Source organism: Lentzea albidocapillata subsp. violacea (assembly GCF_900100275.1).
Classification (GTDB): domain Bacteria; phylum Actinomycetota; class Actinomycetes; order Mycobacteriales; family Pseudonocardiaceae; genus Lentzea; species Lentzea violacea.
The window spans coordinates 278,210-300,474 of record NZ_FNET01000001.1; the positions used below are offsets into that span (position 1 = coordinate 278,210).

Sequence of the window (22,265 nt, forward strand, 5' to 3'; positions counted from 1 at the left end):
TTCAGTAGAAGCAGCTCGTGCGGCGGCACGCGGGCCCTGGCGTCCATTGTGGACGCGGAGAACCCGCGCGGAGCACTATCCGCGTTCGGAGGTCTGCGGGACCACCAGGCCCGACTCGTAGGCGATCACCACGAGCTGGGCCCGGTCGCGGGCGTGCAGCTTCGTCATCGCGCGGTTGACGTGCGTCTTCGCCGTGAGCGGGCTGATCACCATGCTCGCGGCGATCTCGTCGTTCGACAGGCCGCGGGCGACCAGCACGACGGCCTCGCGTTCTCTGGTGGTGAGGTGGGTGAGGCTGAGGTTCTGCCGCAGCGGCTGGCTCACGTACCGGTCGATCAGCCTGCGGGTGATCGACGGGGCCAGCAGGGCGTCACCGCGAGCCGCGACCCGGACGGCGTGCAGGAAGTCCTCCGGCTGCACGTCCTTCACGAGGAACCCGGCCGCGCCCGCCTTCAGGGCGTGGAAGACGTACTCGTCCAGGCCGTAGTTGGTGAGGATCACGACGTGCGTGCCCGCCAGGGACGGGTCGGCGGCGATGTTCTCGGTGGCCTCGATGCCGTCCATCTCCGGCATCTGGATGTCGATCAGGGCGATGTCCGGGAGGTGCTTGCGGGCCTGGTCGAGGCCTTCCCGGCCGTTCGCGGCCTCGGCGACGACCTCGATGTCGTCCTCGGCGTTCAGCAACGCGCGGAAACCGCTGCGGATCAGCGGCTGGTCGTCTACCAGCAGGACGCGGATCATGGTTGTGCCACGGGGAGTTCGGCCTGCACGCGGAAACCGCCTTCGACTCGGGGCGCTGCCTGGAGGTTGCCGCCCAGCGCGGTGACGCGTTCGCGCATGCCGAGCAGTCCGACGCCCGGTTCCGCCTTACCAGGTGTGGCTGTGCCGTCGTCGTCCACCTTGATGACCACCGTGTCCTGGCGGTAGTCGATGTGGACCCGCGCGGTCGCGGCGGCGGCGTGGCGGGCGATGTTCGTGAGCGACTCCTGCACGATCCGGTACGCCGTGCGCTCCACCGCCGCCGGGACGTCGTCGTGGCGGCCTTCGATCGTGAGCCGGGCGTCCAGGCCGGTGGCTCTGGCGCGTTCGACCAGTTCGGGGACGTCCTTGATGCCGTGCGGTGGGTTCTTGTCGTCGTCCCGCAGGGCTTCCAGGGTGGCGCGGAGTTCCCTGGCGGCTTCCCGGCCGGCGTCGCGGATCACCAGGAGGGGTTCGGGCACGTCCTCGCCGCGTTTCCGGGCGAGGTGGACGGCGACCTCGGCCTGCAGCTTGATCACCGAGATCTGGTGGGTGAGCGAGTCGTGCAGCTCGCGGGCTATGTGCAGGCGTTCCTCGCCGGCCCGTCTGCGCGCCGTTTCCTCTTTGGTGCGTTCGGCTTCGTCAGCACGTCGCTCGGCCTGTCTGAGTGCCTCGCCGGCGGCCGCTGCGGCGATCAGCCACGCGATCTGCAGGACGTCGCGGGTCTGCGCGAACGCCTCGTACGTGGTGAGGTCGCGCGGCGAGGCGAGTGCGGCAAGGGGGAGCGTGGCGAGCATCAGGACGGAACCGGTGAGCGTGAACACGCGGTGGCCCGCCCGCATCGTCGCGTAGACGGCGAACAGGAAGGCGATCAGCGGCACGTCCGCGCCGGTGGCCTGGTAGCCCAGTGCGAACAGTCCGGTCGCGGCGAGCACGGTTCTCGGGGCTCGTCTGCGGGCGGCGAGCGCCAGTCCGCCGGCGGCGAGCAGCGCGTAACCAGGGCCGGTGGCGGGATGGCCGGCCACGACGAGGCTCGCCGCCACTCCGACGGCGATCGCCCAGTCCAGCCAGCGAGTGCTCATCCGTGCACCTTAATCCTCCGTTCGCGCTGGTAGATCGTTCGCTGGGAGGATTGTTGGACTACTGCGCACGCAGTACAGCGGTGTCTGCGCCCGCACGACGACATGGAGCTGGTCCGGGGGTTGGCTGGTGCCCATGTTGCTTTCCGCTGCTTATGAGATGTCCGCCGGCCGCACGTTGTCGCTGATCGGTGTCGTCGTTGGTGTGATTGGACTGTTAGCGCTCACCCGGCGCGGCCTGTGGGCCGTCGTGCTGGGTGCGGTGGGGGCGGTGATCGGTGTCGCGGTCGTGGTGATGGCGCAGGGCGGCCCCGGCACCGGCTACGGCATCGTCGGTGGCTACCTGTCGCTCGCGGTGGGCGTGTCCGGTGTGGTGCTGGGCGGTCTGGCTATGCGAAGAGCCGCTCGGGCTGCTGCACCGCGCGCCTCGTGATCAGCCCGGCCGCTCCCCGCACCACCGCGAACTCGCCGAGGGGCGAGGCGAGCAGCCGGGTGTGCCGTTCGCCGCCCGCGAGCACCCTGCCGTCCATTTCGGACTGCACGGCCTCGCGAAGGTGGTCGTACAGCACGGCGTAGCTGCCGCCGAGCACGACCGTCGGAACGTCGAAGAGGTTCATCAGCGTCGCGATGCCGACCCCGAGCGCCTCTCCGGCCTTCCGCACGGCCTCCGCGGCCTTCGGGTCGCCCGCTTCGAGTGCCCTGCGCAACGAGTCGAGCCGCCGCCGTCCCGCCTCGCGCAGGATGACGTCGAGCCCCGCATACCGCTCGACGCAACCGCGGCTGCCACACGTGCAGCGGATGCCGTTGCGCTCGATCACGACGTGCCCGAGCTCGCCCGCGAACCCGCTGACCCCGCGGTAGACCTCGCCGTTCAGCACGACCCCCGCGCCGATGCCGACGTCCGCCGTCACGTGCACGAAGTCCTCGCCCGCCAGGTGCCGCGGCCACAGGTGGGCGAGCGCGGCGAGGTTCGCCTCGTTGTCGAGCTGGACGTCGAGGCCGGTTCGCTCGCCCAGCCCCTCGGCCAGGCGCGTGCCGACGAGCTCGGGCAGGTTCGGCGCCCTGACGATGGCGCCGTCGTGCACGACACCGGGAATCGCGAGCCCCACCCCGAGCAGCCTGCGCTCGGAGCCGCCGGTGACCTCGCGGATCAGTCCGGCGATCCGGTCGAGCACCTCGTCCGCCGGGATTCTGCGCATGTCGGCGGGCACGAGACGGCGTTCGAGCGTCTCGCCGTCGAGCCCGAGGGTCTCGACGGCGAGGTGGCTGACGTTGATCTCCGCACCCACCGCCACCGGCCCGGCGGGGTGGAAGCGCAACGGCTTGGACGGCCTGCCCATGCCCACCAGCGTGGCGGGCTCCTCCACCAGGATCCCGCCTGCCAGCAACGGCTCGGTGAGGTTGGACAGGGTGGCTTTGGTCAGGCCGGTGCGCGCCGCGAGGTCGGCGCGCGAACCGGGCCGGTCGACGAGGGCGAGCAGCACCGTCCGCAGGTTGCCGAGGCGAACCTGCCGCAGGTGGTCGACGGTGGTCATCGACTCAAGTATCGCTGTGCCGCGTCCCCGTACCGCGCCCGGATCTCCGGCACCGCCTCCGCCTCGTACCGCGTGCTTTCCGCCAGCGTCCACTCCGGAGGCGTCGCCCCGCCGGTGAGCGTCCACGCGGCCTGCCGCGCCGCACCGTTCGCCACGTACTCATCCGGCGCGGGCACTGTCACGGGCACACCGAAGACCATCGGCGCGATCTCCCGCACCGCCGGAGAAACCGCCGCTCCTCCGACAAGCCGCACGCCGGTGACGTCCGCACCTTGCTCAGCAAGCGCGTCGAGCCCCACCGCAAGACCGCACAGCATGCCTTCGACGGCCGCACGGGCGATGTTCGCGGGCGTCGCGTTGGTGAGCGTCAGTCCGTGCAACGCACCCGTCGCGTCCGGCAAGTTCGGCGTCCGCTCGCCTTCCAAGTACGGAACCATCACCACGCCCTCCGCACCCGCCTTCGCCGAAAGAGCGAGATCGCTGAGCTTCGCGAGGTCGACGCCCAGCATGCGGGCCGTCGCATCCAGGACGCGGGCGGCGTTCAGGGTGCAGGCCAGCGGGAGGTAGCGGCCCGTGGCGTCGGCGAACCCCGCCACGATCCCGGAGGCGTCCGCCGCACGCACTTCGCTGGTCGCGGTGACGACGCCGGAGGTGCCGAGCGACACCACGACGTCGGTGCCGCCGCCCACCCCGAGCATGGCCGCCGCGTTGTCGCCGGCGCCTGCCGCGAGACGGACCGTCTCGTCTCGCTGGCCTCCCACGTCCGAGCCGAGACGAGACGGTCCGTCGCGCCACTCGGCAGGGCCAAGAACCTGCGGCAGCACCACATCGGAGCGTCCGAGCGCGAGAGAGAGCAGGTCAGGCACGTACTCGTTCGCCACCGAGTCGAAGTAGCCCGTGCCGGACGCATCCGAACGGTCGGTGACCAGGTCGTAGAGCAAGCCGGTGCCGCGCAGCCGCCACGTCAGCCAGTCGTGCGGCAGGCAGACGGCGGCGGTGCGCCTGGCGTTGGCCGGTTCGTTCTGGGCGAGCCAGCGCAGCTTGGTGATCGTGAACGACGCGACCGGCACGAGGCCGATCCGCGCCGCCCACTCCGCAGCGCCCAGTTCGTCCGTCAGCGCGGCTGCTGCCGCCGCGGAACGGGTGTCGTTCCACAGCAACGCCTCGCGCACGACCTCGCCGGCCTCGTCGAGGCAGACCATGCCGTGTTGCTGCCCGGCGACGCTCAGCGCCGCGACGTCGGACAGTCCGCCGGCGTCGGCGAGCGCGGACCGCAGAGCCGACCACCAGTGCGAGGGGTGCACCTCGGTGCCGTCCGGGTGAGCCGCGCGGCCCTCCCGGACGAGCCTGCCGGTCTCCGCGTCGCGAACCACGACCTTGCACGACTGCGTCGAGGAGTCGACGCCGGCGACGAGCGTCATGTCAGCGCGCTCCCGTGAGGTGCTCGAGGGCGAGCTGGTTGAGCCGGACGAAGCCGTAGCCGCGTTCGCCGGCCTGGTCGGGGTCGAAGCCGGTGTCCTTGATCAGGTCGTCGTAGGACTCACCGGTGTTGAGCGTGGGCTGCGACAGCTCCGCGACACCCGCCACGGCGAGCGCCTCCTGCACCTCGGGGTCCGCGCGGAACGCCTGAGCGCGGTCGCGGAGCAGCAGGTACGTGGCCATGTTCGCCTTGGCCGAGTCCCAGACGCCCGTGATGTCCTCGGTCCGCGACGGCTTGTAGTCGAAGTGCTTCGGCCCGTCGTACCCGGCGGTCTCCAGCAGGTCGACCAGCGCGAACGCGTTCATCAGGTCGCCGTGCCCGAACACCAGGTCCTGGTCGTACTTGATGCTGCGCTGCCCGTTGAGGTCGATGTGGAACAGCTTGCCGTGCCACAACGCCTGCGCGATGCCGTGCACGAAGTTCAGCCCGGCCATCTGCTCGTGCCCGACCTCGGGGTTCAGGCCGACCATCTCGGGCCGGTCGAGCGAGGTGATGAACGCGAGCGCGTGCCCGACGGTCGGCAGCAGGATGTCGCCGCGCGGCTCGTTCGGCTTCGGCTCGAGCGCGAACCGCAGGTCGTAGCCGCGGTCGGTGACGAACTGCGTCAGCAGGTTCATGGCCTCGCGGTACCGGTCGAGCGCCGCCCGCACGTCCTTGGCCACGTCGTACTCGGAGCCCTCGCGGCCGCCCCACAGCACGAACGTCTTGGCGCCGAGCTCCGCCGCCAGTTCGACGTTGCGCAGCACCTTCTGCAGCGCGAACCGCCGCACGCCGCGGTCGTTGCTGGTGAAGCCGCCGTCCTTGAACACCGGGTGGCTGAACAGGTTCGTCGTCACCATCGGGATGACGAGGCCGGTGTCGGCGAGCGCGCCCTGCAACCGGCTGATCTGCTGGTCGCGGTGCGTCGCCTCGAAGCCGAACAGGTCGTCGTCGTGGAACGTCAGGCCGTAGGCGCCCAGCTCGGCGAGCCGGTGCACCGCCTCGACCACGTCGAGTTCGGGTCGCGTGGCCTCGCCGAACGGGTCGCGGCCCTGCCAGCCCACGGTCCACAGACCGAAGGAGAACTTGTCCGCCGGAGTGGGCGTGCTCATCATCCACCTCATTCGTTCAATGCTTGAACTTAGTGCGGACAGTACGACGCCACGGCCTTGATCGCAATCGCTGCGGCGAAGAACGAGGGACGTCGTGGTGGTGTTCCGCGTCAAACGCGTTGTAAGGCACCGCTCATGTGTCTACACTCCACGATCATCATCACCCCGAGACGAGAGGAGACCGGCCGTGCGTACCGCCGCCGTCGTCCTCCCGTCCCGTTTCGACGTGATCCTCGTGTCCTCGCACCCCGGTCGCCTGCTGCGCGCCGGGCGCCGGACTGTCTGACGAACTCCTCCGCGGAGTTCGCCGGGTCATCGCGCTGACCCCGTAAGTCCTTGACACCAAAGGCACAAAGCCATGCGCACGATCACGTTGAACGCTGTCCGCAACCTCGGCATCCTCGCCCACGTCGACGCCGGCAAGACCACGCTCACCGAACGCGTCCTGTTCGCCACCGGCAGCACCCACAAGCGCGGCGAGGTCCACGACGGCACCACCGTCACCGACTTCGACCCGCAGGAACGCGATCGCGGCATCACGATCTTCGCCGCGGCCGTGACCTGCACGTGGGACGGGCATCGCGTCAACCTCATCGACACGCCGGGACACGTCGACTTCGCCGACGAGGTAGAACGGTCCCTGCGCGTGCTCGACGGGGCCGTCGCGGTGTTCGACGGTGTGGCCGGCGTGGAGCCGCAGAGCGAATCGGTGTGGCGGCAGGCGGATCGGTACGGCGTGCCCAGGATCGCGTTCGTCAACAAGCTCGACCGGGCCGGCGCCGACCTCGACACCGTCGTCGAGTCGATCCGCACGCGGCTGCACACCGTGCCGCTCGTAGTCCAGCTGCCGATCGGCGTGGAGGACGGGTTCCGCGGCGTCGTCGACCTGGTGCGCATGCGTGCGCTGAGCTGGGACGACGGCATGACCGAGGGACCGGTACCGGAAACGCTGCTGGCAGAGGCGCAACGACGGCGCCGCCTCCTGGAGGAGGCGGTGGCGGAGCTGCACCCCGAGGCATTGGAGGAGTTCTTCGCGCAGGGCCTGTCCGAGCAGACGTTGAGGAAGGCACTGCGGGACCTGACCCGGCGCGGCCAGGCCACCGTCGTGCTGTGCGGCTCGGCGTACCGCAACCGCGGCGTCGAACCGTTGCTGGACGCGGTGATCGCGTACCTGCCGTCCCCTGTGGACGTTCCGCCGGTGCGCGGCGTCGACGGCCAGGAACGGCAGCCGGATCCGGACGCGCCGTTCGCGGCACTGGTGTTCAAGGTGAACGCCACCGCCACCGGACGGCTCGCGTACGTCCGCGTCTACTCTGGCACCCTCCACAAGGGAGACACGGTCCTGGTGGGCGGCCGCACCGAGCGCATCGGACGGATCCTGCGCGTCCAGGCCGATCGGCACACGCCGGTCGACCAGGCCGTCGCGGGTGACATCGTCGCGGTGGTGGGGCTGAAGTCGGCTCGCACGGGCACGACCCTGTGCGCGCCAACGGCTCCGTTGCTGCTCGAACCCGCGGTGTCGGCCGACCCCGTGGTGTCCGTGGCCGTGGAGACGCGGACCAGCGCGGACAACGCCCGGCTGACCGAGGCACTGGCGCACCTGGTCGACGAGGACCCGTCCCTGCGGTTCGGGACGGACCCGGAGACCGGCCAGACGGTGCTGTCCGGCCAGGGCGAGCTGCACCTGGAGGTCTCGGTGGAGAAGGCGCGCACGCTGCACCGCATCGAGCTCACCATGGGACGGCCGCGCGTCTCGTACCGCGAGACCGTGGGCACGGGCGTCACGGGCTTCGTTTACCGGCACGTCAAGCAGGACGGAGGGCAGGGACAGTTCGCTCACATCGTGCTCGACACCGAGCCGCTGGAGACCGGTTTCGAGTTCCGCTCGGCCGTCACCGGCGGGCGCGTGCCGCAGGAGTTCGTCCGCGCGGTCGAACAGGGCTGCCGGGACGCGCTGGCCGAGGGACCTCTCGGCCACCCGGTGACCGGCGTGCGGGTGACACTCACCGACGGATCCACGCACGTCAAGGACTCGTCGGAGATGGCGTTCCGCACGGCGGGCCGGTTCGGGCTGCGTGAGGCGCTGAAGGCCGGTGCCATGACGTTGCTCGAACCGATCGCCGAGGTCACGGTCACCGTGCCGGAGGAGTACCTCGGTGGCGTACTGGGTGATCTGGCGACGCGCCGGGGCAGGATCCTCGGTTCGGAGTCCAGGCCCGGTGCGACGGTGGTGACGGCGAGCGTGCCGCTGGCGGAGATGTTCGGTTACGTGACGAGGTTGCGCAGCCGGACGCAAGGCCGTGGCAGCTTCACCGCCACACCGACCGGTTACGCGCCCGCATAACCGGGACGCAGGCCCGCCCTGAGCCAGGGCGGGCCTGTGCCATGATCGGCCGAGTGGACCCATTGAGCGTCATGTCGTTCAACCTGCGGTACGCCTCGGCTGCCGAGCCGAACTCGTGGGCGGTCCGGCGTCCGGTGATGGCCCAGTTCCTGCTCCAAGAACGGCCTGCGCTGCTCGGCACGCAGGAAGGCCTGTACGGACAGATAAACGACATCGCGCACGATCTGCCGGACCACTACGACTGGATCGGTCTCGGCCGCGCGGGCGGCAGCCACGACGAGTTCATGGCGATCTTCTTCGACACGCTCCGCCTGGCACCGCTGGAGTTCGACCACCACTGGCTCTCCGCCACCCCGGCCGTCGTGGGTTCCCGGTCGTGGGGCAACAACGTCATCCGCATGGTCACGTGGATCCGGTTCGCGGATCGCCTGACCGGCAGGCAGTTCGTGGCCGTCAACACGCACTTCGACCACGAGTCGGCGCACTCCCGCCTGTGCAGCGCGGAGTTCGTCCGCGACCGCCTCCAGGGCCAGACGCTGCCGGTCGTGCTCACCGGCGACTTCAACGACGTCCCCGGTTCGCCGGTGTACGCCATCCTCACGGCCGGGCTGGCCGACTCGTGGCTCGCGGGCCCGCGGACGACCCCGGCGTACGGGACGTTCCACGGGTACGGCCCGCTCGTCCCGGACGGGCCGCGCATCGACTGGATCCTCACCCGCGGCGCCACCGTCGTGGCCGCCGCGATCAACGCCTTCCAGCGAGACGGCCAGTACCCGTCCGACCACCTCGCCGTCCAGGCGCTCATCAGCATCTAGCCGACGAAGCCCTGCCCGACGTTATGGCCAATTGGTATGTACCACTTGGTGTGATCCTCGTCGTACGGTTTGCGCGCAATCACCCTGCATGCAAGGAGCGGACATGAACCGCAAGCTCATCGCCGCCGCAACGGCGGCGGTTACGGCGGCCGGGCTGACCATCGCGGTGGCGCTGACATCCAGCGCCACCGCTGCCGACACGGCTGACCCTGCCATGCTGGCCGCGATGGCCCGGGACCTAGGCATCTCCTCGGAGCAGGCGCGTGAGCGCCTCGACGCCGAGAAGGTCGCGGGCCAGACCGACGCCGCGCTGAAGTCGAGCCTCGGCTCGGCGTACGCCGGGTCCTGGCTGGACGGCACCGGCCGCACCCTCACGGTCGCGGTCACCGACTCGGCGCTGGCGAGTGCGGTGCGCTCGCGCGGCGCCGTCGCCACCACGGCGAAGCACAGCGCGTCCGCTCTGGACAGCGCGAAGATCAAGCTGGACGCCAAGGCCACCACCGCACCCGACGCCGTTCCCGGCTGGTATGTCGACGTGCGCACCAACAAGATCGTCGTGCTCGCCCGCTCCGGCGGCGAGGCGCAGGCCAAGGCGTGGGCGGCCGAGGCAGGTCTGCGCGGCGACATCGTCGCCTTCGAGGCCAGCACCGAGGACCCCAGGCCGCTGATCGACATCATCGGCGGTAACGCCTACGGCGTGCCCGGCGGCGGCCGTTGCTCCATCGGCTTCGCCGTCGAGGGCGGCTTCGTCACCGCGGGCCACTGCGGATCCACCGGCGGCCGCACTTCCAACCCCGGCGGCACCATCCAGGGCAGTAGCTTCCCCGGCAACGACTACGCCTGGGTCCGTGCCGACGCGGGCAACACCCCGCGTGCCCTGGTCAACCGCTACCCGGGCACCGTCCCGGTCGCGGGCTCCCAGGAGGCTCCGGTCGGTTCCTCGGTCTGCCGTTCCGGCTCCACCACCGGCTGGCGCTGCGGCACCATCCAGCAGAAGAACGCCTCGGTCACCTACCCCGAGGGCACCATCACCGGCCTGACCCGCACCAACGCCTGCGCCGAGCCCGGTGACTCCGGCGGCTCGTGGCTGACCGGCGACCAGGCCCAGGGCGTCACCTCCGGCGGATCCGGCAACTGCCAGAGCGGCGGCGTCATCTACTTCCAGCCGCTGACCGAGATCCTGCAGGTCTACAACCTGCGCCTGGTGACCTCCGGCGGCCCGACCACGACCACCCAGCCGACCGGCACGACCACGTCCACGACGACGCCGCCCAGCGGCACGTGGGCCGCGTACACGGCCTACGGCAGCGGCGCCCAGGTCACCTACGGTGGCGCGACCTACCGCATCATCCAGCCACACACGTCCGTTCCCGGATGGGAGCCGCCGAACACCCCTGCCCTCTGGCAGCGGCTCTGACGGCTACACCCTTTTCACCGCCCCCCGACGGCTGCCTCCGCCGGGGGGCGGCCCCGTGCCCGCTAGGGTCTGTATCGAAGTCTGGTCCGCGATAGCCGGGCCCGAGGCGGCCCCTGGCGGCACGGCCGGACGACCCACATACAACACCGGTATGCGGGCCGTCCGCCCGCACCACCAGGAACCACCTCAAGCTCGACTCTCATCGCACCAGACTTCGATACAGACCCTAAGGCGCCCACTCGGGTGGCAGGTCGTGGGAACACGTCGGCGCACCGGCCGCCCGCGCCCGCCGCAGGTCGAGGTACGGCCCGGCGATCTGGTCTCGCGGCAACGGTGCCAGCGCCGTGATCGCGTCGCCCGCGGCCAGCACCTGGCGCCGCATGCGGTCGTGGTCTACCGCTCGAGCGCCGAACGACGGTGCCCAGAGCGTCCACGGCCCGGAGATCATCGCCATCGTCGGGATCAGGTGCGAGTGGAAGTGCGTGCCGATGCCGCCGAACGAGCACTGCGGCGGCACCCGGCCCGGTACCGGCGGATCACTGCCCGGCAGGACGAAGGTGCGGTCGACCGAACGCCCGGCCAGCGCCGTCGCCGCCGTCCGCGTCAGCACCGGACTGCCCGCGAACCAGCCGGACGGCTCGGCCAGTCCCGTCGGCTGGAGGGAACCGTCCCGCGGCAGGAACTCCCGTGTCCCGAGGTGTTCCAGCACGAACGCGAACGCGACGGAACCCGAGTCGTACTCTGCGTCGAGCGCGCGGGCGCGGAACTCGCTGCCCTCCGCCGGGCGGTGCAGGTGGCCCGTCGCGAACACGAACTCGATGGTGCGCGGCCGGCAGCGCAAGGGCAGGCGCGCGAAGTGCTCGGCCAGTGCCAGCAGCGCGACGGTCCCGTTCTCCTGCACCCATCCCACGCCGTCGGTGTTGGTGTCGAGGACGATCCGCTCGCCGCTGCGGCCGGGCAGCGTCGCGACCAGCGAGCGCGTGACGGCCGGAACGCGCGCGGCGAGGACGCCGATGGTCGTCCGTGTGCCCGGTGCGAGTCTCGCGGCCGTGTCGGAGCCTACGAACACGCCCGGCACGCGGTAGTGGGTGCCGAGGTGCGGGTCCCAGTAGCCCTTCACCTGCTCGTGCGGGAACGGGAAGGCGACGACGAGCCCGGCGGCGCCGGCCTTGCCCGCGTCGACCATGTCCGCGTCCAGCAGCGGTTCGGCGAGGTAGCCGCGGTCGAGGGCGGGGAAGTCGCGCAGGACGATCTTTCCACCGGCGTTCGCGGCGGTGATCGGGGTGCCGGTGGGCAGGCGGACCAGTTCGCCGGAACGCAGGCCGGGAGCGGAGTAGGGGATCGCGGCGGCGACCGGCACGACGCCGCCCGCGAACAGGAGACCGGGACCTGGTCGCCAGCGCTGGATCGCGAAGGGCTCGGACCGCACGGACACGCCCGGCAGCCGGTCCACGCGGCGTTCCAGCCAGGAGATCAGGCGGCTGTGGTTCGGGCTGCCGGTGGCGCGGACACCGAAGCCGGCGACGGTGGCGTTGAGGGCGCGAAGCTGCGGAGCCGTGGCGAACGACCGCTCGTCGACCGTGGGGGAACAGCCGGCCGACGCGAGGGCCGGAGTGGTCAGTTGGAGGGAGAAAACCGTTACGACACCTATGAATGCGATGCATCTGGCGGGCTGCACGAGGCTCACTGTGAACCTGGTGGGCGGCCCTCACAATCCGCTGTCCAGGTAACCAGGTGAGACCGTGTCAACGGTGAACGGAAATGGTTTAAACCAATGTCCGCTACGGTCCGCCAGATGCGCTTGGAATCGACGTTCGGCCGCGTCGCGGTGATCGCGTGCGCGGTGCTGTTCACGCTCAGTTCGACGGCGGCGGCGAACGCCTCGCACGGCCGCGAGTGCGCCACCCCGTCCATCGACCGGTTGCAGCAGTGGATCGCCAGTGGTGAAGGTGCCACGGAGCCCGCGACCGGCAGCATCCTCGTGCCCAAGGGACGGCACGGGCACACGGCGAAGATCAGGTTCCTGGCCGACGACTGGGCTGTGATGGTCGTGTGGCTGGGGAACAGGTTCGAGGCCGAGGCGGACCTGTCCGAGTCGGCCGGTTTCTGGATGACCTACCGCGCCACCGACGACCTCCACATCCAGTTGCGGCCCGCGTCGTTCTGGAGCGGTGGCGACAAGTGGGTCACCAAGGTGCCGTCCACGGGCGGCAAGCTCGTGCAGCGGTTCTTCAGCTTCAAGACAAAGAACTGGACATATCTGCCCGCGCTCGGCAAGCCGTCCTACCCGCTCGCCGACGCGCTCGACGACGCCCGTGGCCTGGTGTTCGTCGGCAACACGAAGAACGATCTGGAGTTCCGGAGCCTGAAGATCGACGGCTACCGGCCACCCTGCGTTTACTGAGATCCGGTTATCGTCCCGGACGTGAGAGCGCTCCCGGTCTTCCTGGTCACTGTCCTCACCGCCGCGCTGGCGACTCCCGCGAGTGCGGCGGTGAGAGACGACACCCGCTACGTCGACCCGCTGATCGGCTCGGCGGGCGGCGGCAACACCTATCCCGGCGCGGTGCGGCCGTTCGGGATGATCTCGTGGAGTCCGACGTCGACCCGTGGCGACCAGACGAACACGGGCGCTGCCAACGGTTACGCCTACGACGCGACGAGGGTGCGCGGGTTCAGCCTCACGCACGTCAACGGCGCGGGCTGCCATCCCGGTGCCGCCGGGGACATCCCGATCATGCCGCACGTCGGTGACATCACCTCGTCGCCGACCGCGGACACCAGGGACCAGATCTTCGCGAGCGACTTCTCCCACGCCGACGAGAAGGCCGAGGCAGGCCGCTACCGGGTGGGTCTGAAGTCGGGTGCCACGGCCGACCTCTCCGTGACGACCCGAGCGGGCATCGGCGAGTTCACCTTTCCGGTCAACGGTTCGCTGCTGTTCCGGACGTCGAACTCGCTCAACGGCAGCGAGGACGCCGACATCATGATCGACCCGGCGACGAACTCCGTCTCGGGTTCGGTGCTCACCGGAGCGTTCTGCGGCCGGCGCGCGAACGGCGGCACGAACAACCAGAAGACCTACTACCGCCTGCACTTCACCGCGTCGTTCGACCGCCCGATCTCGGCTCACGGCACGTGGGTGAACAGCGAACTCAGGCCCGGCAGCACCACCGCGAGCGGCGGCGAGGGCTACCTGACCGGAAGTGCGCGCGCAGGCAAGGGGTCCGGCGGATACGTGTCCTTTGCGGACAAACAGGTGCGGATGCGCGTCGGCATCTCCTACACCAGTCTCGACGCGGCCAAGCGCAACCTCGCGACGGAGATCCCGAAGCGCGCGTCCGTCGCGGAGGTGGCGAAGGAAGCGAAGAAGGCCTGGGCGAAACAGTTGCGCGCGGTCGAGATCGATGGCGGCACCGCGGCCGAGCGCACGATCTTCTACACCGCGCTCTACCACACCTTCCTGCAGCCCAACGTGATCAGCGACGTGGGCCGCGAGGTGCGGTACGGCAACTTCTCCGGCTGGGACCAGTACCGCGCCCACACCCAGCTGCTCGCCCTGCTGGCACCGGACGTCGCGAGCGGCTACGCCCAGTCGTTGCTGCAGACCTCGCGCGAGAACGGCGGCGTGTGGGACCGCTGGGTCCACATCACCGGCCCGACGCACGTGATGACCGGCGACCCGTCCGCCCCGGCCATCGCGGGCATGTACGCCATGGGCGCCAAGAACTTCGACGTGCGCGCGGCCTACGACTCACTGCTGCGCCAGGCGACCGTCCCGCACCCGGACGGGCTGTCCGACAAGGGCTGCCCCGGCCAGTGCGAGGGCCAGCGCCCGAACCTCGCCGAGTACATGCGGCTCGGCTACGCCCCGCACGACACCTGCCACTGCTGGGGAGGCGCCGCCGAGACCCTCGAGGACTCCGTCGCGGACCAGGCGCTCGCCGACCTGGGCCGCAGGCTCGACCGCCCCAGCGAGGAGATGGAACAGCGCGCGGGCTGGTGGCGCAACACCTTCAACCCGGCCACCGGCTACCAGCAGGCCCGCAACGCCGACGGCACCTGGGTGACGCCGTTCAACCCGGCCTCGGATCGGGGCTTCGCGCAGGGCAGCAGCGCCACCTACACGTGGATGGTGCCGCACGACGTCCAAGGCCTGGCCGAGGCCATGGGCGGCAAGGAAGTCGCGGCTTCCAGGCTGGACGGTTTCTTCAAGCGCGCGGACGGCTCGTGGGCGACGGGCGGCGACGCGCTGCGGTACGACCCGACGAACGAACCGGGCATCCACACGCCGTGGATCTACAACGAGCTCGGGCAGCCACGCAAGACCCAGGAGACCGTGCGCGCGATGGCGAGGCTCGTCTACCGCACCGGTCCGTCCGGCCTGCCCGGCAACGACGACCTCGGCACCATGTCGGCCTGGTACGTCTTCGCTGCGCTCGGCCTGTACCCGCGCACGCCGAGCAGTGCCGAACTGCACGTCTCCAGCCCGATGTTCCCGAAGGCCCGGATCACCAAGAAGAACATCACGATCCTCGCCACCGGCACACCGGGCGTCTACGTGCAGGAGACGCGGTGGAACGGCCGCAGGATCGACCAGCCCTGGTTGCCCGAGGCGTTCGTCAAGCACGGAGGAGTGCTCGTCTCGCGTCTTGAAGGTGACTAGTCCTTCGCCACGATCAGCGCCTGCGGGGCGCTCTGCTTGATCCGCGTCTTCAACCACGCCAGCTGCCGTGCCGTGTCCTGCTCGCAGGCGCTCACGACGTCCATGAGCTCCCTGTCGCGCAGGCCCTGCGCCGCCTGGCCGACGACGGTCCAGGTGATGTCGGTGAACGACGACAGCGCGTACAGGTCCTGCAGGTCGCGCAGCAGGCCGACGCCGCCGGTGCGGGTCTGCTCGAACTCCGCGGCGTGCAGGCGTTCCGGCTCGGCCTCGCGGTGCTCGCCGTACCGGTCGACGATCGGCGAGAGCTGCTCGGCCTGGCCGTCGATCCGCGACGCGAGCACCTCGCAGGTGTGCTCGACGTCCGGCTCGTCGCCGTGGCCCTTCGCGACCTCGCGGAACGCCTCGGCGAGTGTTCCCAGCGAGGTGTGCAGCAGCCCCAGGTAGGTGGCGAGGTGCATCAGACCCTCCTGATCCGCACGGTGCTGATCTTGAACAGGGGCTGCTTGGAGACCGGGTCCCACTCCGTCGGCGTCAGCTCGTTGGCGGCCTGGAAGCCATAGTGGAACGGCAGGAACACCACGCCGTCGCGGCACCGTCCGATGCGGACCGGAACCTCGACGAAACCTCGTTCGGACTCGACCCGGACGACATCGCCCTCGCTCAGGCCGAGTTCGTCGGCATCGGCGGGGGAGAGCTCGACCCACGGATCCGGCGCCGCCTTCTGCAGTTCCGGGGCGCGACGGGTCTTGGTACGGCTGTGGAAGTGGTAGACCGAGCGGCCGGTCGTGCAGAGGAACGGGTATTCGTCGCTCGGTTGCTCCGGCGCGGGCGTGTACTCGGCGGCCTTCAGGAACGCCCGCCCGTCCGGCCGCCGGGCCTGGTAGTCGGTCGGCGTGGTCGACGCGCCGGTCAGCAGGTCGTGGCCGTAGTCCTCGCAGTAACCGGCGGCGGTGGGGAACACGCCGTCGGCGTAGAGCCTTTCGCCGCCCCAGGGGATTCCGCTGCCGCCGCGCAACCGTTCGTACGACAGTTCGCTGTAGTCGCACGGCCTGCCGCGACTGCACTCGCGCCAGGCGTCGAACGCGCCCTCCGCGTCCTTCCACTTGATCAGCGGATCGTCGTTGCGGTCGCGGAAACCCATGCGGTCCGCGTAGTCCAGGAAGATGTCGAGGTCGCTGCGGGCGCCGGCGGGCGGTGCGACGGCCTGCTCGGACAGGTGCACCACCCGCGACAGGTTCGTGAACGTGCCCTGCTTCTCGCCCCAGAGCGCGGCCGGCAGCACGACGTCCGCCAGTTCGGTCGTCTCGGTGCGGAACGCGTCCTGCGCGACGACGAACAGGTCCTCCCGGCGCAGGATCTCCCGGATGCGGCCCAGTTCCGGCAGCGAGACGGCGGGATTGGTCGCGGAGATCCAGAGGAACCTGATCGAACCCTGCTCGGCGTACCGCCAGATCTGCATCGCGTGCGTCGGCGGCGCCCAGTGCGGAATGGTCAGCGGATCGACGTTCCACAGCCGCGCGAGCTCCTCGACGTGCTCGGGGTTGTCCCAGTTGCGGAAGCCGGGCAGGTCGCCGTCGGCGCCGCACTCGCGGGTGTTCTGCGCCGTGGGCTGGCCGTTCATCTGCATCACACCGCTGCCGGGCCCGCCGATCTGGCCGCGCAGCAGGTGCAGGTTGTTGACCTGGCACGACGCCGCGGTCGCCTGATGGGACTGGTAGAAGCCCTGCAGCACGGTCGACAGCACCCGGTCCGACGTCCCGAAGATCTCGGCGGTCCGCACCAGGTCGGCGGGGGAGACGCGGCAGATCCCGGCCACGTGCTCCGGCGTGTACGGCTCGACGGTGGCCTTGAGCTCCTCGAAGCCGAGCGTGTGCTGATCGACGTAGTCGCGGTCCACCCAGCCGTTCTCGATCAGCGCGCGTACCAGGCCGTTCAGCAACGCCTGGTTCGTGCCGGGCAACGGCGCCAGGTGCACGTCGGCGGCCTCGGCGGTCGGTGTGCGCCGGGGGTCGACGACGACCAGCCGAGGCCTGCCGGGTCCCGCCATCCGATCGAGCACCCGCGCCCACAGCACGGTCTGGGTGGCGGCCATGTTGTGCCCGAACAGGAACAGGGCGTCGCACAGGTCGACGTCCGCGTGACAGGCGGGCTGGCCGTCCGAGCCGAACGACTCCTTGAGCGCCGCCGCGGCCGTCGCGGTGCAGAGCCGGGTGTTGCCGTCCATGTGCGGGGTGCCGATGCCGGCTTTCCCGATCATGCCGAGCGTGTAGTACTCCTCCAGGAACAGCTGACCGCTGGTGTAGAAGCCGTGCGACAGCGCCCCGCTCTCGGCGAGGAGGTCCTGGGAACGCCGGACGATCTCGCTCATCGCGGTGTCCCAGTCGGTTTCCCGCAGCTTGCCGTCCCGGTGGAGCAACGGCGTGGTGAGACGGTCCTTGCCATGGGCCTGCCACGAACCGTAGAGGCCTTTCGGGCCAAGCCTGCCGCGGTTGACGATGTCGTCCGCACGTCCGCGAACACCGACGATCCTGCCGTCCCTGACCGCGATGTCGCAGCCGCACCCGTTGCTGCACAGCACGCACGCCGACTGGACCCAACGGTCCACATCGGACTCCGCGATGCCGTCCGCGAGCTGCTGGTCGACCCGGACCGGCCAGTGCGTCCCACGTCCGTGCGGAGTGCGTGATCCCCATACGTCGGCGATGCGATCCACTCATCGGCAGTACCCGGCGTTGCCCGAACAAAACAGGCGGTTCTCGACGTCAGCTGAACGGGTACCCGCCTGTACAGGCCGACACTCGGAGGAACCATGCCAGCACGCAGGATCGTCGTCACCGGAGCGAGTGGCAACGTCGGAACGGCGCTGCTGCGCAGGCTGGCCGAGGTGCCGGACGTCGAGGTGCACGGCATCTCGCGGCGCCCGCCCGCGGACGCGCCGCCGTACCGTGGCGTGCCCTGGACGCCCGTCGAGATCGGCCGGGCCGGCGCGGAGGAGGTGCTGCGCGTCGCGTTCGAGCAGGCCGACGCCGTCGTGCACCTGGCATGGCTCATCCAGCCCTCGCGTGACGAGCGGCTGCTGTACCGGACGAACGTGGCGGGGTCCGCCCAGGTCTTCAGCGCGGCGGCGAAGGCCCGCGTGCCGCACCTGGTCCACATGTCGTCGGTCGGGGCGTACTCACCCGGCAGCAAGGACCGCCGGGTCGACGAGTCGTGGCCCGTCGACGGCGTGAGGACGTCCTTCTACAGCAGGCACAAGTCCGCCGTGGAGCACATGCTGAACAAGTTCGAGTCCGACCTGCTCATCTCCCGGCCGCGGCCCGGCCTGATCCTGCAGGATGACGCCGGCTCCGAGATCCGCGACTACTTCCTCGGCAGGCTGGTGCCGAAAGCCGTGTTCCGGCACCGGATTCCCGTCCTGCCGATTCCGCGCGACCTGGTGCTGCAGTTCGTGCACGCGGACGACGTCGCGGACGGGCTGGCGCGGATCCTGGAGCAGCGGCCGCACGGCGGGATCAACCTGGTCGCCGACCCCGTCATCACGCCCCGGGCACTGGCCGAGCTGCTTGGTGGTCGCCACGTCGCCGTGCCGCCGAAGCTGATGCGGTCACTGGCGAGCGTGACGTGGGGGCTGCGCCTGCAACCCACGCCGCCCGGATGGGTCGACCTGGCCCTGAAGTCACCGCTGCTCGACGCGTCGCGCGCCCGGACGGAGCTCGGCTGGCAGCCGAAGTTCGACGCGCAGGAGGCGCTCAGGGCGATCCTGCGGGGGCTGGGACAGGGGCGGGAGGTTCCGGCCAGCCCGGTTCTGGGCAGGTGAGCCGCATGACAGGTGAGGACGAACTGGACGAGGATTCTCTCCACGACAGCGACGCGTTGCCCACCAGGCGTCCGCACCCGATCATCATCGTGGCCAGCCTCACCGCACGGGGTGGTGCTCTGTGGCTGCCGGTCGCTGGGCTGCTCGCGTTGTGCGGCAAGAGGAAAACCGCGAAACGCGCGCTCACCGCGGCCATGATCGCCATGCCGCTGGGGCACCTCGTGAGCCTGGTCGTGCACCGGCGGCGGCCCCCGGCCGCGAACCTGCCGGCGCGGCGGGCCCTGCCGGAACACCCGGACTCGTCGTCGTTCCCGTCCAAGCACGCGGTGACGGCGGCCGCGTTCGGCACCGCCACCGCGCTGGCGGACCGCGAGGCCGCCTTGTTCGTGACACCGCTGGTCTTACTGGTCGCCTACAGCCGCCTCAGGACTCGTGTGCACTGGCCGACGGACGTCCTGGGCGGTCGGGGTCTGTATCGAAGTCTGGTCCGCGATAGCCGGGCCCGAGGCGGCCCCTGGCGGCACGGCCGGACGACCCACATACAACACCGGTATGCGGGCCGTCCGGCCGCACCACCAGGAACCACCTCAAGCGCGACTCTCATCGAACCAGACTTCGATACAGACCCCAGGCGATCGGCGCGCTCGTGGCGCTGGCTCAGGCCGGGATCGGGCGTTCCGCCAGGGCCAGGGCGACGGCGTGCAGGTTGGCGGCCATCGTGCGGCCGGTGTTCTCCGACCACTCGTGACCCTCGTCGGTGTCGGCGTAGCTCGGACCGGGGCCGGGGCCGCGGTTCCAGTAGGTCCACGCCTGGCCGGGGATCGTGTAGCCGATGTCGCCGAGAGCGCCGCAGATCTCGCTGATCACGTGGTGCGCGCCGTCCTCGTTGCCGGTCACCACCACGCCCGCGACCCGGTTGTAGGCGACCGGCCGGTCCTGGTCGTCGGTCTCGGAGATCATGGCGTCCATCCGTTCCAGCGCCCGTTGCGCGAGCGACGACGGATGGCCGACCCACGTCGGGGTCGCGATCACCAGGATCTCGGCGTCGAGCAGCAACTGGTGGATGTTCGGCCACTCGTCGCCGCCGCCGAGGTCGGTCACGACGCCGGGCGGGATCTCGTGGTCGGCCAGCCGGAACGAGGTGACCTCGACGTCCTTCTTGGTCAGCTCGTCGATCACCACCTGGGCGAGCAGGTCGGTGTTGGACTTCTCCGGTGACTTCTTCAAGGTGCAGTTGAGCACCACGGCACGCATCAGGTCTGCCTCCACTTCCCGTCGGTCATCAGCTGGCTCGCCTGCGGCCCCATCAGGGACATCCCGCCGTCCACGACGAACGACGCCCCGGTCACGTAACTCGCGGCCGGAGTCGCCAGGAACGCCACCACGGACGCGACCTCGTGCGCACTGCCGGGCCTGCCGAGCGGCACGCCCGGACGTGGCTGCGTGTGCGGGTCGACGTCCTCCTGGCCGGTCATCGGCGTCGAGATCTCGCCCGGTGCCACCGAGTTGACCGTGATGCCGTGCTCGGACAGTTCGAGCGCGAGCACCTCGGTGAGCGCGCCGAGCCCGGCCTTCGCGGCGCAGTACGGCGCTGCGCCCACGCGGGGCAGGTGTTCGTGGACGGACGTGATGTTGATGATCCGTCCGCCGCGACCGGCCTCGATCATGTGCCTGGCCGCACGCTGACAGCACAGGAACGCGCCGTCCAGGTCTACCGAGAGCACCGAGCGCCAGGTGTCGAACGGCATGTCCAGCGCCTTCTGGCTGCTCCCGGTGCCGGCGCAGTTCACCAGGACGTCGACGCCGCCCAGTTCGGCGGCGAGCTCGTCCACGACGCCGGCCGCGTCCGGCAGGCCGGTGAGGTCCAGTTGCCGCACCGCACAGCGCGCACCGGCCTCGCGGACCTCCTCGGCGGTCTTCTCGGCTCCGGGGGCGTCCTCGTGGTACGTGATGCCCACGTCGACGCCGCCGCCTGCCAGCGCGACGGCCACGGCCCTGCCGATGCCGGAGTCCGATCCGGTCACGACGGCGTAGCGGGGTGTGTTCATGAGACGCGAGTACCCGTCGGCTCGGCCGGTATGCGGAGGCCGAAGTGGTTCAGCGTGCCCGGCAGCGGAGCACTCAGCGTGGGGAACGCGAGGTGCTCGGAGAGCGTGTCCAGCATCGTCGCGGCGGTGGTCAGCACCAGGTCACGGCCGGGGCACTCGCCGGGCCCCGCGCTGAACGGCACGATCGCCGGGTCGCGCGGGCCGTCCCAGAGTTCGGGGGCGTACCGGTCGGCGAACGGCAGCCTGTCCGGGTCGCGGTGGAAGAACGGCGTGAACACGACGAACTCGGTGTTCTCCGGCAGCCACGTGCCGTGCCAGCGGGTGGCGATCGTGCTCTCCCGCAGGATCACCGGCGTCGTCGGCCACAACCGCGCGGACTCCAGGATGCCGTTCATGCCGCGCGCCCCGATGGCCAGCGCGCGCAGCGTGACGATCCCGGCCGCGTCGAACGCGAACAGCCAGTGCGGCACCTGACCGGACAGGTCGCCGGGCTGTGCGGCCAGACTGCCGTCCTCGCGCCGGGCCAGGTGCCCGTCGAGCCGGCGCTGGAAGCGCTCACGCAGCCCATGCTGCTTCGGGTGCAGGAAGGCCCAGTTGGCGTTCTCGCGCAGCGCCTTCAGGTCGTCGGTGAGCCGGTCGTCGGCGCGGGCGCCGTTGCCCAGGACGATCCTGCGCGCGATGCGCCACCACGCCTGGTTGAACGACTCCCACGTCAGCTCGCCGGTGCTCATCACGTGCCGGGTGAGCAGGTCGGCCTCGTCGCGCACGATCGCCTCCGCCGGCACGTTCTCCGGTCGCAGCGCGCGTTCGTTGAGCCGGCGCAGCCGGTCCCGTTCGGGCCCTTCCGAGATGAGCACCCCGTGCGGCTGGAAGTGTTTCAGGGCGGCCTTCTTCTCCTTCGTGGCCAGCGCGAACGGCTCCGGCGACCCGGCGAGCAGCCTGCCCACGTCGGTGGGGTCGACCAGCATCGCGACACTGCGACCGGTGATGCGCAGGCGCACCGGTTCCGGGCCGTAGCGGTCGCGCAGCCTCCGCATCGTGTCGATGGCCCTCGTGTCGGACTGGACCTTCTCGGCGGCCGCCATCACGCCGGGCCTGCGGACGATGACGCCCTTGGCGAGGGTGGGCAGCAGCACTGTCGCGAGCACGCGGGTGGTGTCGAGACGGGAAGAGATCGCCATGACCCTGGCTACCCGGTCGATCGGGTGTGAATCGTCCTGACCGGGGGTATTCGC

At 70.5% G+C, this 22,265-nt stretch carries 18 protein-coding genes and 1 pseudogene; 8 read left to right on the forward strand and 11 right to left on the reverse strand.

What is annotated here, in order from left to right; genetic code table 11:
- Positions 1 to 75: 75 nt before the first annotated feature.
- Both BLR21_RS01055 and BLR21_RS01060 read right to left on the reverse strand, forming a co-directional pair.
- Entirely contained in the window at positions 76 to 741 is a 666-nt protein-coding gene (locus tag BLR21_RS01055) for a response regulator (RefSeq protein ID WP_090003738.1), read from the reverse strand.
- Entirely contained in the window at positions 738 to 1,820 is a 1,083-nt protein-coding gene (locus BLR21_RS01060) for a sensor histidine kinase (RefSeq protein WP_090003739.1), read from the reverse strand. The genes BLR21_RS01055 and BLR21_RS01060 overlap by 4 nt, the downstream gene beginning before the upstream one ends.
- A gap of 133 nt (positions 1,821 to 1,953) precedes the next feature.
- Between BLR21_RS01060 and BLR21_RS01065 the strand changes: the two genes are divergently transcribed.
- On the forward strand, positions 1,954 to 2,250 hold the full coding sequence (locus tag BLR21_RS01065) for a DUF6223 family protein (RefSeq protein WP_338061026.1): 297 nt from the start codon (positions 1,954 to 1,956) through the stop codon (positions 2,248 to 2,250).
- Here BLR21_RS01065 and BLR21_RS01070 read toward each other — a convergent pair.
- From BLR21_RS01070 to xylA, 3 genes are read right to left on the reverse strand one after another with little or no spacing between them, the layout of a single operon-like run.
- A complete protein-coding gene (locus BLR21_RS01070) occupies positions 2,207 to 3,352 on the reverse strand; it encodes an ROK family protein (RefSeq protein ID WP_090003741.1) in 1,146 nt (381 codons plus the stop codon). The genes BLR21_RS01065 and BLR21_RS01070 overlap by 44 nt on opposite strands.
- Positions 3,349 to 4,773, reverse strand: a complete 1,425-nt coding sequence (gene xylB, locus BLR21_RS01075) for a xylulokinase (protein WP_090003742.1) — start codon at positions 4,771 to 4,773, stop codon at positions 3,349 to 3,351. Before xylB ends, BLR21_RS01070 begins: the two co-directional genes overlap by 4 nt.
- Position 4,774: 1 nt before the next feature.
- Positions 4,775 to 5,926 (reverse strand): xylose isomerase, encoded by a 1,152-nt coding sequence (gene xylA, locus BLR21_RS01080; RefSeq protein ID WP_090003743.1) that lies wholly within the window; start codon positions 5,924 to 5,926, stop codon positions 4,775 to 4,777.
- 355 nt (positions 5,927 to 6,281) lie between these two features.
- On the opposite strand from xylA, the gene fusA reads away from it, so the two are divergent.
- The 3 genes from fusA (at position 6,282) to BLR21_RS01095 (ending at position 10,499) form a co-directional block, all read left to right on the forward strand.
- Positions 6,282 to 8,267, forward strand: coding sequence for an elongation factor G (gene fusA / locus BLR21_RS01085; RefSeq protein WP_090003744.1), 1,986 nt, complete (start codon positions 6,282 to 6,284; stop codon positions 8,265 to 8,267).
- A 53-nt stretch (positions 8,268 to 8,320) separates the two neighbouring features.
- On the forward strand, positions 8,321 to 9,082 hold the full coding sequence (locus BLR21_RS01090; protein WP_256334365.1) for an endonuclease/exonuclease/phosphatase family protein: 762 nt from the start codon (positions 8,321 to 8,323) through the stop codon (positions 9,080 to 9,082).
- Between the two features lie 103 nt (positions 9,083 to 9,185).
- On the forward strand, positions 9,186 to 10,499 hold the full coding sequence (locus BLR21_RS01095; RefSeq protein ID WP_090003746.1) for an alpha-lytic protease prodomain-containing protein: 1,314 nt from the start codon (positions 9,186 to 9,188) through the stop codon (positions 10,497 to 10,499).
- Positions 10,500 to 10,725: 226 nt separating this feature from the next.
- Here the strand turns inward: BLR21_RS01095 and BLR21_RS01100 are convergent, their stop codons facing one another.
- A complete protein-coding gene (locus BLR21_RS01100; protein ID WP_143027567.1) occupies positions 10,726 to 12,177 on the reverse strand; it encodes a hypothetical protein in 1,452 nt (483 codons plus the stop codon).
- A gap of 117 nt (positions 12,178 to 12,294) precedes the next feature.
- On the opposite strand from BLR21_RS01100, the gene BLR21_RS01105 reads away from it, so the two are divergent.
- Together BLR21_RS01105 and BLR21_RS01110 are read left to right on the forward strand one after the other, a co-directional pair.
- Entirely contained in the window at positions 12,295 to 12,903 is a 609-nt protein-coding gene (locus BLR21_RS01105) for a hypothetical protein (protein ID WP_256334366.1), read from the forward strand.
- Between the two features lie 21 nt (positions 12,904 to 12,924).
- Positions 12,925 to 15,165: a GH92 family glycosyl hydrolase gene (locus tag BLR21_RS01110; RefSeq protein WP_176929396.1), complete on the forward strand. Its 2,241-nt coding sequence runs from the start codon at positions 12,925 to 12,927 to the stop codon at positions 15,163 to 15,165.
- Here the strand turns inward: BLR21_RS01110 and BLR21_RS01115 are convergent.
- The gene (locus BLR21_RS01115; RefSeq protein ID WP_090003749.1) at positions 15,162 to 15,623 is read right to left on the reverse strand and encodes a hypothetical protein; all 462 of its coding nucleotides are present in this window, start codon (positions 15,621 to 15,623) and stop codon (positions 15,162 to 15,164) included. The two genes, BLR21_RS01110 and BLR21_RS01115, sit on opposite strands and share 4 nt — an antisense overlap.
- Positions 15,623 to 17,878, reverse strand: a complete 2,256-nt coding sequence (locus tag BLR21_RS01120; RefSeq protein ID WP_090003750.1) for a molybdopterin oxidoreductase family protein — start codon at positions 17,876 to 17,878, stop codon at positions 15,623 to 15,625. Before BLR21_RS01120 ends, BLR21_RS01115 begins: the two co-directional genes overlap by 1 nt.
- Before the next feature lie 96 nt (positions 17,879 to 17,974).
- Between BLR21_RS01120 and BLR21_RS01125 the strand changes: the two genes are divergently transcribed.
- Both BLR21_RS01125 and BLR21_RS44585 read left to right on the forward strand, forming a co-directional pair.
- Complete coding sequence (locus BLR21_RS01125) at positions 17,975 to 18,982, forward strand: NAD-dependent epimerase/dehydratase family protein (protein WP_090003751.1); 1,008 nt, start codon at positions 17,975 to 17,977, stop codon at positions 18,980 to 18,982.
- Between the two features lie 194 nt (positions 18,983 to 19,176).
- Positions 19,177 to 19,437, forward strand: a pseudogene (locus BLR21_RS44585) (phosphatase PAP2 family protein); the annotation flags it as partial.
- Between the two features lie 202 nt (positions 19,438 to 19,639).
- Here BLR21_RS44585 and BLR21_RS01135 read toward each other — a convergent pair.
- From BLR21_RS01135 to BLR21_RS01145, 3 genes are read right to left on the reverse strand one after another with little or no spacing between them, the layout of a single operon-like run.
- The gene (locus BLR21_RS01135; RefSeq protein WP_090004424.1) at positions 19,640 to 20,236 is read right to left on the reverse strand and encodes a flavodoxin family protein; all 597 of its coding nucleotides are present in this window, start codon (positions 20,234 to 20,236) and stop codon (positions 19,640 to 19,642) included.
- Complete coding sequence (locus tag BLR21_RS01140; protein WP_090003753.1) at positions 20,236 to 21,030, reverse strand: SDR family oxidoreductase; 795 nt, start codon at positions 21,028 to 21,030, stop codon at positions 20,236 to 20,238. Before BLR21_RS01140 ends, BLR21_RS01135 begins: the two co-directional genes overlap by 1 nt.
- Positions 21,027 to 22,211, reverse strand: coding sequence for a cytochrome P450 (locus BLR21_RS01145; protein WP_090003754.1), 1,185 nt, complete (start codon positions 22,209 to 22,211; stop codon positions 21,027 to 21,029). Before BLR21_RS01145 ends, BLR21_RS01140 begins: the two co-directional genes overlap by 4 nt.
- Positions 22,212 to 22,265 lie beyond the last annotated feature (54 nt).

Bases quoted from the DNA above. Each gene is read 5' to 3' on its own strand.
- BLR21_RS01055 (WP_090003738.1), bottom strand. From the start codon at position 741: ATGATCCGCGTCCTGCTGGTAGACGACCAGCCGCTGATCCGCAGCGGT.
- BLR21_RS01060 (WP_090003739.1), bottom strand. From the start codon at position 1,820: ATGAGCACTCGCTGGCTGGACTGGGCGATCGCCGTCGGAGTGGCGGCG.
- BLR21_RS01065 (WP_338061026.1), top strand. From the start codon at position 1,954: ATGTTGCTTTCCGCTGCTTATGAGATGTCCGCCGGCCGCACGTTGTCG.
- BLR21_RS01070 (WP_090003741.1), bottom strand. From the start codon at position 3,352: ATGACCACCGTCGACCACCTGCGGCAGGTTCGCCTCGGCAACCTGCGG.
- xylB (WP_090003742.1), bottom strand. From the start codon at position 4,773: ATGACGCTCGTCGCCGGCGTCGACTCCTCGACGCAGTCGTGCAAGGTC.
- xylA (WP_090003743.1), bottom strand. From the start codon at position 5,926: ATGATGAGCACGCCCACTCCGGCGGACAAGTTCTCCTTCGGTCTGTGG.
- fusA (WP_090003744.1), top strand. From the start codon at position 6,282: ATGCGCACGATCACGTTGAACGCTGTCCGCAACCTCGGCATCCTCGCC.
- BLR21_RS01095 (WP_090003746.1), top strand. From the start codon at position 9,186: ATGAACCGCAAGCTCATCGCCGCCGCAACGGCGGCGGTTACGGCGGCC.
- BLR21_RS01105 (WP_256334366.1), top strand. From the start codon at position 12,295: ATGCGCTTGGAATCGACGTTCGGCCGCGTCGCGGTGATCGCGTGCGCG.
- BLR21_RS01115 (WP_090003749.1), bottom strand. From the start codon at position 15,623: ATGCACCTCGCCACCTACCTGGGGCTGCTGCACACCTCGCTGGGAACA.
- BLR21_RS01125 (WP_090003751.1), top strand. From the start codon at position 17,975: ATGCCAGCACGCAGGATCGTCGTCACCGGAGCGAGTGGCAACGTCGGA.
- BLR21_RS01135 (WP_090004424.1), bottom strand. From the start codon at position 20,236: ATGCGTGCCGTGGTGCTCAACTGCACCTTGAAGAAGTCACCGGAGAAG.
- BLR21_RS01140 (WP_090003753.1), bottom strand. From the start codon at position 21,030: ATGAACACACCCCGCTACGCCGTCGTGACCGGATCGGACTCCGGCATC.
- BLR21_RS01145 (WP_090003754.1), bottom strand. From the start codon at position 22,211: ATGGCGATCTCTTCCCGTCTCGACACCACCCGCGTGCTCGCGACAGTG.